Source organism: Faecalicatena sp., assembly GCF_058819085.1.
In genome coordinates, this window is sequence record NZ_JBZUUL010000036.1 from 86,462 (window position 1) to 99,326 (window position 12,865).

Consider the following 12,865-nt stretch of genomic DNA (forward strand, 5'->3'; position numbering starts at 1 on the left):
TTCTACCTCCATAGCCTATTTTCTATAACACCTCTCCATTACTCTCAATTACTTTTTTATACCAGTAAAAACTCTTTTTTCTATATCTTTCCAGTGTTCCGCTCCCATCATCGTTCCGGTCCACATATATAAAGCCATATCGTTTCCGAAGCTCAGCAGTAGATGCGCTGACAAGATCAACACATCCCCACGCTGTATATCCAATCAGTTCTACTCCGTCTTTTACAGCTTCCCTCATCTGTCTGATATGCTCCCGAAGATATTCAATGCGATAATTGTCATCTACCGTTTTGTTTCCGGATTCATCCTCTACGAGTTCATCTACTGCCCCCAGACCGTTTTCTACTACAAAAAGCGGCTTTTGATATTTGTCCCAGAACTGATTGAGCACGTAGCGTAGTCCCTGAGGGTCGATCTGCCATCCCCATTCAGTTGCTTTTAATGTTGGATTCGTTGCTCCTGCAAGCAGATTTCCTGTTCTTTGAATCCCTTTTTTAGGATCAGCAGAAGCGCAGGAGCTTGAATAGTAGCTAAAAGCTATAAAGTCCACTGTGTTTTTTAGAATCCTTCTGTCCTCTTCTGTTATATTGATCCTGATTCCATATTCCCGGAAATAGCGTTTTGCATATCCCGGATATTCTCCTCTGACATGCACATCTGTGAATATTGAATGTCTATGTTCTTCTTCCATCACATGTATCACATCATTTGGATCAGGCGTGAGTGGATAGACCGGTCTGCTCAGGATCATGCATCCCACCTTTAATTCCGGATCAATCTCATGGGCAATACGTGTTGCAAGAGCGCTTGCAACAAGCTCATGGTGGATCGCCTGATAAAGCTGTGTCTCTGTTAACTGATCCTTTGGTGTATTGATTCCTCCGCTCATAAATGGTGAATTTAGAATGGAATTGATCTCATTGAATGTGAGCCAATATTTCACTTTCGATCGGTATCTTGTAAAGACAGTGCGCACATAACGTTCATAGAACCCGATCAACCTTCGATCCATCCAGCCATCATATGTCTCGGATAAATAAAGCGGTGTCTCGTAATGTGAGAGTGTGACAAGCGGTTTGATTCCGTATTTCAGACATTCATCAAACAGATTATCGTAAAACTTAAGCCCCGCTTCATTCGGCATCTCTTCATCTCCTTTTGGAAAAATGCGGCTCCATGCGATCGAAGTCCGAAATACCTTAAACCCCATTTCTGCAAATAGTCTGATATCTTCTTTATATCTGTGATAAAAATCAATTCCTATCAGCTTTAAGTTATTTTCCGCAGGCTTTGACGTTCTTTCTCCCCGAATCCCCTGCGGCAGTACATCCTGAATAGACAGCCCTTTTCCATCTTCCAGATATGCTCCTTCGCACTGATTAGCTGCTACTGCTCCGCCCCATAAAAAATCTTTGGGAAATATCTGTTCTGTCATATGCATTCCTCCTCTTCTATCGCCAGACCTTCAGGCAGAAGATAGTCTATATGTATTTTCCTTTCAATGATTCTCCATGACACCTTCACTGTACCTCTCGGTGTAATCACGTATCCTTGTGCCCATTTGAGATATCCAGGCACCGGACGGATCCTGACCTTCCCATATCCCGGAGCCGCTGGTTTTACGCCTAATACCACCGACGGCAGCTCATAGAGGGCGAGTGCTCCCCATGCATGACACTCACTTCTCGGCGTTTCATCTGATTCCGCACAAGTTGTCATATTGTTCCTTATCATCCTGCGCCACGGTTCCCAATAAACATCTGTATACTCATACAGCCCCGTCTCTTCTAACGCACGGAAAAGATAAAGCGCCATGGAGACTGTACACTGTGGGTACTTTTCTCTTTCCCTCACTGTTTCGAGTAGATTTTTTTTGCCCTCTTCTCTGGAAAGAGTGCCCGAAAGTATTCCAAATACCTGGCAGTGCTGGCTGTATTCGTCACACTCTGCTCCGTCTTTTATCATGCCGTTTTCTCCCATGCAGTGCTTCCGCACAGCATTCCTAAGTAAAACACCTCTTTCCCAATATTCTTCGGCAGCTTCTTTTCTCCCGATAAATTCCGCAAGGTCTCCCGCCGCTTTAAGCCCCATCAGATATAGTAAACTTTCCATCGTAATATTTCCCGTAGCAGCCGCATTCGGTACTCCGGATATCCACTCCGGCACCCAGTCGATAAAAGACCAAAATCTATCTTTTCCATGAACATCTCCTATTTTTCCTACAAATCCTTTCTCCGTCAGGCAGCTGTCAAAATAGTATAGAATATTTTCTACTGCCGGCATATGTCTGCGGATAAGCTCTCTGTCTCCAAAGTACATCATATGGTCATGCAGCATCAGGATATAATAAATTGAAAATCCCGGTATCACATTAGGTTTTGTATTAGGATATGCGCTGCAAAGCAGTCCGTCATATCTCTGGGACCGTCTGAAATCATCCATACATTTTCTTGCAAGACGATCGTCTGCCGCTACAGCATAGGTATACAGTATCTGTGATCTGGAATCCATCACATACTGAAGCTGTTCGTAAAAAGGACAGTCTTCATAAGTCTCATGCATACAACGCTTTAGTGTTCTTTCACTAATATCCCAGATATCACCAAGGGACGAGTCAGAAGTCTTCACATAAGAACAAACCTCAAGCGGATAACCCGTCTCTTCATAAGTAAATTCATGTAAAACAAGGGGAACTTCGTGACATATGATATGAAGTCTTATAAATCGAAAAGTTCGGAACCAGAAAGGCTCAAAGACCTGTCTCTCTTCTACTGTTTTGCCGGAAGGACAGTAGATATCCACATACCCCTCTAAATGACCGTTTATACTGTCTGTGCGATTTTTTTTTAACGGCACCCCAGGCTGATTCTGACTCACATTTCCTTCTATATACCGGACATATGACTCTGACTGAAGAATCTCTATTCTGGAGTCTTTTCCTCCTGAAACAATCAATTTTAAATATCCTGTCATCTCTTCCCCGGCATCTATCTCTACAATTGCTTCTGTACCTGGATTTAACGTAATGGTATCTCTGCCTGCCAGAAATCCCTCCCACTTTTCTATCCCAGCCTCTCCACATACCAGTCTTTGAATCCGGTCAAACCTCCGGGATTGTCTATACATAAAAGGGATTGTCCGGCTGTTGAGGTTTCCAGGACTGACCGCTTTTCGTATGCTGCGCTCCAGATAGGGTACTGCCTCGTCCCATGCACTGTCATCATACTCTGCCGTTTTCCACCCGGATATCCCCGAATCCTCAAAGACCTCTTCATAAAAGTGCAGAGGTGCAAATCCATCGCTCTCTGCCATCACTTTTTTTCTTTTATCCAGGATACATTTCCATGTAGAGTCTGCAGATATATGATATTCCTTCTCCTCTGAATCCACACATTTTCCTCGGAAATACATTCCCGGAAAAGAGGTTGTCATCACACTCTGGTTGCCCTTGAACGGATTCTGTGGAAAACGCAAAACTTCTACTGCGATCACATTCGTTCCTTTTTTCAAAAAGGAAGTGATATCCAGTTCATCCTGAAACCAGATTTGGTGATCTCCCTTACTCGGACCAACCTCAGCCAGCCTGTCGTTAATATATAATTTGTAGCGTGAGTCAGCTGATATTTCTATATATGCCGAGACTGGTACCGCCATAAGATTTATTTTTTTGCGAAACAGAACAATAACCGGGGATTCTGTACTTTCAATCCGTTCGTTTTGCGTCCATATCCAATTAGAATATTGCATCTCACCCATATATGCTCTCCCACTCTTTTTTCTTATTTATCACCCATTTTTTGATAAACATCAATCAACTCCTGCGAGATAAGGCGGAATGTCTCTGCGCTCATCATCTGATCCTCTGCATGTACAAGGATTAAACTGACTGTTGAGTCTTTTCCGTTTGCTTCTATCTTTGCTGACTCGTCTGCCAGCATCTCTGCATGTATATTATGCGCAGCAAGAAAACATTTTCCACCTTCCGTAATAAGCTCTTGCGCTTCTGCGAACAATCCTTCTTTTGCTTTACTGACAGCCTGGATATATTTACTTCTGGCAGTGCCCGCAGAACTGATCATTTCAAAAATTTTTCCTATAAGTTCTTCTGTCATATTCTGTTCCTCCAAATAAAAATCGTTATTTTTAGTTCTCATATATATACAGCCTCACTGGTCCTAGTATACCGAAAGGCTCGATTGCCTGATAACTGCTGATTGCATCTCTTACCGCAGTTCCGAGTGTATTCGTCACTTCAACTGCAAGTTTGTTTTCTCCGTCTTTCAGCAAACCCGTCAGTTCAAATCTATATGGCCCACACAGCCGTACACCTGCTGAGACACCATTGACAAATACTTCTGCCGTCTCATAGACGTTTCCAAGATCAAGAATCATTTCCGAAGCTTCAGAAGCATGTATGACTGTTTCATAGCAGAGAGTTCCGGTTTTATCCTCCCAGCCTTCTACCTCCTGGATACATCGAAGCTGACTAACCGGCACCCTGCTGGTCCATACCGGATAAGAGAAGCTGTCCGTATACAGTACGCTCCATTGATCCGGAATGCATTCTTCTCTCCAGCCACTCTCTCCTTCGCAGCCACCGCACAGCATTCTCTTAACGCTCTTGGTCGGAACATAGCACTTAAGTTCTTCCATACTTACAGCAAACACGGCTGATTCGTATGGCGCAAGATGAAGCTCTGTTTCATGCTCTTCCCGATAGAGTTTATCCGCGAACGCATCATATCGATACACATTCCCTTCTCCCGGTATGACTATTTTTGTATGAATGGAATTTCCTATATTCTCATTAAAAAGAACATAATATCTTTTTCCGCGCTGTTCATATTCACCAAGCACGAGTTCCGGCTGCTTTTCTCTGCAGATAACACCCCTGTAATCAGAAAGTACACTGTCAAGCATATCAAGCGTAATACCTTCATTACCTGCACTTTCTTCCTCTTTTATAAACAGGACATCTACCCCCTCTTTGCGGAAACTTTCTATAACTTCCAAAAGATCTGATGGATATCTCTCTGCCCATGGTATAATAAGAACATAAAATTCCTGTCCATTGATTACATATTTTTTTTGTGAAAGATTCGCCGACTTTAAATAGTCCAGACAGATAATATCGAAGGATATCTGATTTTGAGTAAGCACCCTCGCCGGTTTTTCCACTGGCATACACCTGCCCATCCACTCTGTCTCCGCCGGATAATAAATTCCCACTTTCGCCGGGTGTTTTCCCTTTCGAAATAGACCTGCCATCCTGCTGACATATTTTACAAAAATGCTAAAATACCGAAATTGCGGATTATGACCATGAGCATAAAAGTGCGGTGGGCAGTCCGAGTCAGGAAATTCCTTCGGATTAAACGCATGTGGAACAAAATAATTAATTCCTCGCGCCAGAAGATGGTCTGCAATCCATTTCATCATCTTGAGTCCCTCATTCCACCCATAGAGCCCGAATGCCTCACACATCGCTCTGCCTTTTTTCTCCGGCTCCAGATGTGCCGCAGATGCTGCCAGTTTTGCAAGCGCATAATGATAGAACTCCCCATTGCTCCCGCCAGTTCGATAAGAATCATGATGATAATTCATTCCCGGTACGATCTGTCCCCCGATCTCGTCAATACCAGCAATATCCATTCCCCTCTGTCCACGAAAAAAATGACCTGTTCCATACCCAAGACGGGAATGCGCACCATTATCTTCTATCGTATGTCCGGTATAGATAACCCCATGTTCTCTGCACCATGTTCCGATTAGATTCGTAAAATTCTCGCTATAAATACTGGTGATAACATCCATATACTTCCGGCGTATCTCAGCCTCTTCACCTAAAGCAGGTATCCACAAAAGTGGAAGAAACCGTTCCTCGAATCCAAGTTCCCTTTCCAGGCCTTCCCTCCATGGAAGAGCCATATCCGTCCCTATTTTCGCATCAGTTCCTCTTGCATTTCCAAATCTAGGCTCATCTGAAAAAAATCCGGTAATCGTCCTGCCGAACTCTTCTCCGTACCGCTTGAAATGAGGTTCATAAACTTCATCAATAAGCACCTGTGTTGCTTCTTTTACCAGTGGATTCAGATAGTCTTTTGTATTCTCCTCTCCTCCTTCTCTTGTAAGATATACAACAAAAATACTCCACGCCCCGTCAGGAATGTCCAGCGTCAGAAGCCGTGTCTCCATATCCATCTGGTCTGTAATAGAAACAAATGTCTCTGCTTTGACCGGATCACCGGAAATGTACTTTTTTTCCTGCCTTTGTGCAAGATAAACTCCTAATACTTTTCCTTCACTTTCCTTATGCATAATCCGTTTCCCAAGCGTCCGAAAATCGACTCTTGCGCTGAACAGCGGACCTTGCACATCGAACCGCCTCATATCCAGATACCATTTCAGATACTCCGGATAATCCTTTTTGACCCTTCCATTGGCATATCCTGTTGGAAAATGTGAATCATCAAGAACCCAAATCTTCATTCCCAAATTCTTAGCTTTTTGCACAATAAAGTCCATATCAGACCACCATCTGTCTCCTACAAAATCAGGATGGGGCCTTGCCTCGATACATATCCCCTTTATACCACATCCGGCGATTTTTTCCATATATTCACCCAGGATGCTATGCTCTTCACCGTGCTGCCAGAAAAAGGGAAACAAAACATCCGGCATCTGCTCTCCTGTCAGTGTTACATAACCGTTCATAACTGCTCCTCCTATATGAAAGGAAGGGGAATTTATCTGTTAATTAACCCCTCCCTTTAATAAATGATAATAATTATTTTTCTTCTTCCAAAACTAAAGTTCTGCGGTCCGCATTTCTCATGAATGGAAGCCACACCAGTGTGGCAATAGCGAGTAGGACAATCTGCAGAATAGCTCCTCTAATGCTTCCGGTGACAAGCAAACCACTTATAACCGGAGGTGTTGTCCACGGAAGCTGTATCAGTCCTGTGGGAATCGGCACCAGTCCTGCAGCAAAAGCAACATAAGAGATTACTGCTGAGATCGGCGGTGTTAAAACAAATGGAATGAGAAGATCGAAATTCAGCATCATCGGAAATCCAAACAGCGCTGGCTCTCCGACTCCGAACACATATGGCACTGCAGATATCTTTGCAATTTCTCTGTAGTGCTTACTTTTTGCAATGATCAGTGCTGCTATAACCGCTCCCGGAATTCCCATTGCTGCAAAATGCGAGAAATAACTCTGTCCGATAATATTTACCGGAAGATCTCCTGCCATGGACAGGTTTTTATTCTGATCTTCAAGAACCTGTAAAATAGGGGTCATAACACCAGTTACAATACTTGTACCATGGATTCCAAAGAACCACAGTATCTGTTGGAATATTTCAGCAAAAACCACTCCAAACAGAGAACCACCTACAAGAACCAACGGCAGACCAAGAGTATTGTTGATCAATGCTACTGCATCTGTCCCGAACGCATCAAAGATTAAACGCGCAATCCAAAATATTGTAATCGAAAAAAGTGATGGGATCAGCGACTCAAACGGGGCAGATACTGCCGGCGGGACCGATGAAGGCATTTTAATTTTAATATTTTTACCATCCACAAACTGGTAAATCTTCGCAGTAAAGATTCCTGTCAGTATTGCGCAAAACATCGACTGTGCACTGATCGCCGTAAGAGCGATCGCATCGCCTGCTTCTGATGTAGTAAGCGGCGTGATAATCAGATATGCAATCAGCGCTGTCACTGTCACCTGGAGCTGGTTCAGTTTTAGCTTTTCAGCCATTGTATGCGATGAAGTGATTGAAACAAGCAGTCCTCCAATTGCAAGACTCGCATTGTATACATAGAGCAGTTTTCCCTGCCATACTGCCGTTTCACAGTGAAGTACGGACGATACAAAATCATTCACACCCTCTACCGGAAAACATGCAAGGATCAAAAAAATGGATGCTATGAACGTGAAAGGCACATACGCCAGCATTGCGTCACGTATCGTTGTTACATAAATATTGGCTCCCATTTTACCGGCAAATTTTCCCAGACCTCTTTGTAGACGCTCACTAAACTTCTTTTTTTCTGTTGTCTCAGACATATCAATTCCCTCCTCAATCCTTTTTAATCCCCCAGTACTTCTTTTACATGGTTCAGTACTTTTTCTCCGTCCATTCTTCCATAATCCAGCATCTCAATCGCCTCTATTTTTTTGTCAGGATATTCCTTCTTCAGACGGTCGATCTCAAAGGCAATCTGCGGTCCCACAAGTAGGATATCTGCTTCTGGCGCGATCTCTTCCGCATGCTGGAGAGCGTATGCATTGATCTCGCTCTCATATCCCTGGTTTTCTGCTGCTTCCCGCATCTTACTAACCATCAGGCTTGTTGACATCCCCATGTTGCATAACAGCACTATCTGTCTCATTTTCATTTCCTCCTAAAAACTTAATTTACTTATTTCTATAATTGATATATCAATATCTGATGGTACTATCTTATCCTCATTTTCAATGTCTTTCCACCCATTTATTTACCGCTATATAACGGTAAATATTTATCCCTTTTTGCTCTTGTCAGTATGTCTGAGAAGCTGTTGAAACTTTTCAAATACAGGTGTATTGATCAGGTTATTAACCGCATTCCGGTTCATAAGAAACGCTGATGTCACATCATAAAACTTATGAACATCTTCTGAATCTTCTTCTGATAAGGATGTCAGAATGACCACTCTGACTTTCTGGGTAGACCACAATATTTCTTTTGTCAATATTGCTACAGCAACAATCGTCTCTTTCGTCATGATCCTGCATGGGTGAGGTATCGCGGTAAGATTCCCAAAATCTGTAGGACCAAATGACTCTCTTCTTAAAACAGACTCTTCAAATCCATCCGGCAGCTCTGCATCGCTTTGTATTCTAGTACATATTTCATGGATCACCGCCTCCTTACTGTCGGAAGCAATATCCGTGTAGAAGTATTTCTTCTTATAATATTTATCAAGAAAATCAAACTCACCGACTTCCAAAAGACGTCTGGCATCCATGATCTCCCCCGCCTCGAGAAAATCATGTATTTCCATGACAGGCACTGGAACTTTTTTATAGATCGGTACTGTTGAAAAAATAAAATCGATCCCCATCAGATCATAATCATCAAAATCATACATGCCGCACACATGGAGCGACTCTATATAATCCGCAAACTCCTTTTTCAAACGATAAATCAGCATTCTTGAACTTGCTTTCCCACTGACGCAGACGAGAAGGATATTTTTCTTCTTCTTTTCTTTCGATTTTTCCTCTTCCAACGCCAGTTCAAAATATACGGCAAGACAGGCTGTCTCATTTTCTGAGACACCTTTTCCACAATCTTCTGCTATCACTCGTGCCGCCTGCTGCGCCATTGTATAAGAAAAGACATATTTGTCCCGTATTTCATCTGCATGCCAGTCCTCAATTGCAATTCCATATTTCAGTCGAATCCCCATAGGAATCATATGCTGGCTAAGCATGATACGAAGGTTCAGGTTATCTCTCAGTTCTACATGGTAAGTCTCATAAATTGAATCAAGTATCTTAGTGACAAGAATATTGGTTTTATCAGACATCACAAAATTACTCCCTGCTCCTGTCTCGTTTCCTATATAACGTTTCCCTGCAATATAAATACCTGCATATTGTATTTCCGCATATGTAATCCCATCTTTGAGTTCGCTCTCAAACATAGAGAAAATCCGCTCTGCCAGACTTTCTTCCTCCCGTCTGTCATTACTGCTTCTCTGAATGTCCGTAATATACAGACCTCTTTTCATCCTTGTAATACTCACATATATATACAATGCTGTATCCTGGAAAGCAATTTCTGAAAATCTGACCCTTTGTTCCGCGGAAAATTCTTTCAGTCTGTCTGCAATCTTCATCAACATCTTTTGCTGTTCTCCGTGTATTTCCCCAAAAGGTCTTACCCTGATAAAAAAATGCTGAAGAATGCACTGTCTCTTGTTAAATTCCAATCCGGCAATACGTATCCCATAATGCGGACGTCGTTCAAGACAAAGTGAAAATTTCGTCAGTATATACTCTACCTTTTTCATTTCATTCGACAATGTTTTTGGCGAGACATACAAAAATTCACTAATATCCTCTAGTTTCTGATATACATCACGATTCAAAAACATAGCAAGCAGGTAATCAACCCGCTCCTCTGAATCTTCCGGAATGACATCATCCTGCATCCCTTCTGTTTTCATAAAACAATCCCAGGCTGTTCGGTCGCTTACTTGAAGACTGTAACCATACCGGGGCCTTGATATCACCGAAGCCCCGTGACTTACAATTTCTTTGTTAAGTTCACCGATTCTCTTTCGGACCGTCTTTTCACTCACTCCCAGCTTTTTTCCGAGACAGACAGATGTTCTATACTCTCCCTCTGAAAGTATTTTTACAATCTCCCATAATCTGCGATTCATATCATCAGTACCTTTCCTGTATTCAGACAACCCCTATGATCTGATTATTTTTCATTATTATATTAACAAAATTTTCTTATATGTTCCACGGCAGTTTCTTCCCTATTATTACGGTAAAATATTTCTTTTTGAAACTGGCAAAAAAGATTTTTTTCTCTCTTTTCTGTTAACCTGTCATACTGATGTCAAGTTTTAAATGCTATAATATCCAAAAGGGGGGAAAAAAATGAACGAAAGCCGGTTATTTAAAATCGTCTACTATCTTTTAGAAAAAGGAAAAACTACGGCCCCGGAGCTTTCTGAAAAATTCGAGGTCTCCATCCGGACGATTTACCGTGATATTGATGTGCTCAGCAGTGCAGGCATTCCCATCTATGCCACTCAGGGGAAACATGGGGGTATCTTTCTTGTTGAGGATTATACACTGGATAAATCTCTGTTTTCAGACACCGAAAAGGAACAGATACTGGCCGCCTTACAGGGTATTGCCGCGGCAGACAGCAGCAGACATTCTGATGAACTGCTGACCAAGCTTGGTGCTTTGTTTCAAATGAAATCTACCGGCTGGATCGAAGTTGATTTTTCGGACTGGGTCCAGAATAATCCGGAGCAGAATATCTTTCATTCCATCAAAAGCGCGATCTTTAGCAGGAACGTCATATCGATCAAATATTTTGGCAGCGACGGAAAAATGACTACACGCAGTGTTCAGCCGTACAAGCTGGTATTTAAAAGCAAGGCCTGGTATTTATATGGCTATTGTCTTTTGAGAAAGGATGATCGCTATTTTAAACTGACCAGGATCAAATCACTGGAAATCCTCCCGGATACTTTTCAGCCGCATCCGATTCCCCCCACGATCAAAAAGCAGATCCGAGCCGGGAAAACCATACGTGTGACATTAAAGTTCGATCCACATGCCGCATTTCGAGTGTATGATGAATTTTCGGATCACGTAACAGAAGATGAACAGGGAAATCTATATGTACAGACGGATCTGCCTGACAATGACATTCTATACAGCTATCTCTTCTCTTTTGCCGATCATGTAGAAGTGATAGAGCCCCAGATGATCAGAGAACGCATCGAACATAAGTTAAAAGAAATGCAGAAAAAATACAGAACCTGACACTGGATGTCATGTTATGCAGCGTATAATGGGGCTTATAGGAGGTGTTCAAATGAAACACGAATGGAAAAAGCAGGAAAAGGAATTATACGGAGTAAAAACAAAACCAGTCATACTGGATGTTCCATCACAGAAATTCATTATGATAAGCGGCAGGGGCAACCCAAATGATCCCGCATTTTCAGACAAGGTAGGTGCCTTATATTCGCTGGCTTATGCTGTCAAAATGGGATATAAATCAGCGCCCACATCAAGTGTGATATCTGACTTTACCGTTTACCCACTGGAGGGGATCTGGAGGTTAGCCGAAGGTACGGAACTGGTAAAAGAAAACTTAGAATACACGATCATGATCCGCCAGCCGGATTTTATTACAAAAGAAATGGTGGAGAAAGCATTAGAAAAGATACGGATTAAAAAGCCGAATCCGCTCTATGAAGATATCCGCTTTGATGCGATGACCGATGGGAACAGTGTTCAGATCCTGCATGCAGGGTCCTTTGATGACGAACCTGCCTCATTTGAGAAGATGGATCAGTTTTTGCAGGCACAGGGGTTAGAGCGTTTTGAAGGCTGTCATCGGGAGATCTACCTGAATAATGCGAACCGGACTGAAAAAAGTAAGCTCAAGACCATTCTTCGGTATCTGTTAAAATAAAATTCCATCACCCAAAAACAGCCGGCACTTTCTCTTTCCAGAAAGCCCGCCGGCTGTCATATCTTCCAATCCTTCTTTTCCTACTTATCAAACAGGGCAAGAATATCACTCTTCGGCTTTGCACCCATATCTCTGCCGACCGCTTCTCCGTTCTTAAACACGATAAAAGTCGGAATGCTCATTACGCGGTACTGACGTGCAATCTCCATCTGCTCATCGATATTCAGCTTGCCGACCTTCACATCCGCCTTTTCCTCTGCGATCTCATCTATAACAGGAGCCATCATCTTGCATGGTCCGCACCAATCTGCATAGAAATCAACCAAAACCGGTTTATCTGACTTTAATACTTCCTGCTCAAAATTTTCTGTTGTAAGCTTTAATACTGACATCTTTATTTCCTCCTTTGATATATGAATTTCATAATTGTTTTAACTGGTATGTTTACAGTATATCAGAATATTTTTATCCTTCTGTGACAAAATCACAAACCAAGCCCATATCTTACATCTATTCGTTCCTAGTATAAGCTATACTAAATACCTTAATGTTTCACGCAGGATAAATTTTCAGCCTGCAAGGCGGAGGAATGAGGCGTAGCGGTGGCTACGCTGATTGACGACAACGCA

10 protein-coding genes are annotated in these 12,865 nt (G+C 42.4%); 2 read left to right on the forward strand and 8 right to left on the reverse strand.

Annotated elements, in window-relative coordinates; genetic code table 11:
• Nucleotides 1-22: 22 nt before the first annotated feature.
• From AC4OGX_RS16585 to AC4OGX_RS16615, 7 genes are all read right to left on the reverse strand, one after another.
• Nucleotides 23-1,441 carry a glycoside hydrolase family 1 protein gene (locus AC4OGX_RS16585; protein WP_493331760.1) on the reverse strand — a complete coding sequence of 473 codons (1,419 nt, stop codon included), beginning with the start codon at nt 1,439-1,441 and terminating at the stop codon, nt 23-25.
• A complete protein-coding gene (locus AC4OGX_RS16590) occupies nt 1,432-3,756 on the reverse strand; it encodes an alpha-L-rhamnosidase-related protein (protein WP_493331761.1) in 2,325 nt (774 codons plus the stop codon). Before AC4OGX_RS16590 ends, AC4OGX_RS16585 begins: the two co-directional genes overlap by 10 nt.
• A 23-nt stretch (nt 3,757-3,779) precedes the next feature.
• Complete coding sequence (locus tag AC4OGX_RS16595; RefSeq protein WP_493331762.1) at nt 3,780-4,112, reverse strand: PTS lactose/cellobiose transporter subunit IIA; 333 nt, start codon at nt 4,110-4,112, stop codon at nt 3,780-3,782.
• 31 nt (nt 4,113-4,143) lie between these two features.
• Complete coding sequence (locus tag AC4OGX_RS16600; RefSeq protein ID WP_493331763.1) at nt 4,144-6,714, reverse strand: hypothetical protein; 2,571 nt, start codon at nt 6,712-6,714, stop codon at nt 4,144-4,146.
• A 73-nt stretch (nt 6,715-6,787) separates the two neighbouring features.
• Nucleotides 6,788-8,080, reverse strand: a complete 1,293-nt coding sequence (locus AC4OGX_RS16605) for a PTS sugar transporter subunit IIC (RefSeq protein WP_493331765.1) — start codon at nt 8,078-8,080, stop codon at nt 6,788-6,790.
• 23 nt (nt 8,081-8,103) lie between these two features.
• Nucleotides 8,104-8,406 carry a PTS sugar transporter subunit IIB gene (locus AC4OGX_RS16610; protein ID WP_493331767.1) on the reverse strand — a complete coding sequence of 101 codons (303 nt, stop codon included), beginning with the start codon at nt 8,404-8,406 and terminating at the stop codon, nt 8,104-8,106.
• A 129-nt stretch (nt 8,407-8,535) separates the two neighbouring features.
• Nucleotides 8,536-10,449, reverse strand: a complete 1,914-nt coding sequence (locus AC4OGX_RS16615; RefSeq protein ID WP_493331768.1) for a BglG family transcription antiterminator — start codon at nt 10,447-10,449, stop codon at nt 8,536-8,538.
• Between the two features lie 226 nt (nt 10,450-10,675).
• On the opposite strand from AC4OGX_RS16615, the gene AC4OGX_RS16620 reads away from it, so the two are divergent.
• Nucleotides 10,676-11,578 (forward strand): helix-turn-helix transcriptional regulator, encoded by a 903-nt coding sequence (locus AC4OGX_RS16620; protein WP_493331769.1) that lies wholly within the window; start codon nt 10,676-10,678, stop codon nt 11,576-11,578.
• 52 nt (nt 11,579-11,630) lie between these two features.
• Nucleotides 11,631-12,236 (forward strand): GyrI-like domain-containing protein, encoded by a 606-nt coding sequence (locus AC4OGX_RS16625; RefSeq protein ID WP_493331771.1) that lies wholly within the window; start codon nt 11,631-11,633, stop codon nt 12,234-12,236.
• Between the two features lie 80 nt (nt 12,237-12,316).
• On the opposite strand, the gene trxA is transcribed toward AC4OGX_RS16625, so the two are convergent.
• A complete protein-coding gene (gene trxA / locus AC4OGX_RS16630; RefSeq protein WP_493331773.1) occupies nt 12,317-12,628 on the reverse strand; it encodes a thioredoxin in 312 nt (103 codons plus the stop codon).
• Between the last annotated feature and the right edge of the window lie 237 nt (nt 12,629-12,865).

Bases quoted from the DNA above. Each gene is read 5' to 3' on its own strand.
- AC4OGX_RS16585 (WP_493331760.1), bottom strand. From the start codon at position 1,441: ATGCATATGACAGAACAGATATTTCCCAAAGATTTTTTATGGGGCGGA.
- AC4OGX_RS16590 (WP_493331761.1), bottom strand. From the start codon at position 3,756: ATGGGTGAGATGCAATATTCTAATTGGATATGGACGCAAAACGAACGG.
- AC4OGX_RS16595 (WP_493331762.1), bottom strand. From the start codon at position 4,112: ATGACAGAAGAACTTATAGGAAAAATTTTTGAAATGATCAGTTCTGCG.
- AC4OGX_RS16600 (WP_493331763.1), bottom strand. From the start codon at position 6,714: ATGAACGGTTATGTAACACTGACAGGAGAGCAGATGCCGGATGTTTTG.
- AC4OGX_RS16605 (WP_493331765.1), bottom strand. From the start codon at position 8,080: ATGTCTGAGACAACAGAAAAAAAGAAGTTTAGTGAGCGTCTACAAAGA.
- AC4OGX_RS16610 (WP_493331767.1), bottom strand. From the start codon at position 8,406: ATGAGACAGATAGTGCTGTTATGCAACATGGGGATGTCAACAAGCCTG.
- AC4OGX_RS16615 (WP_493331768.1), bottom strand. From the start codon at position 10,449: ATGAATCGCAGATTATGGGAGATTGTAAAAATACTTTCAGAGGGAGAG.
- AC4OGX_RS16620 (WP_493331769.1), top strand. From the start codon at position 10,676: ATGAACGAAAGCCGGTTATTTAAAATCGTCTACTATCTTTTAGAAAAA.
- AC4OGX_RS16625 (WP_493331771.1), top strand. From the start codon at position 11,631: ATGAAACACGAATGGAAAAAGCAGGAAAAGGAATTATACGGAGTAAAA.
- trxA (WP_493331773.1), bottom strand. From the start codon at position 12,628: ATGTCAGTATTAAAGCTTACAACAGAAAATTTTGAGCAGGAAGTATTA.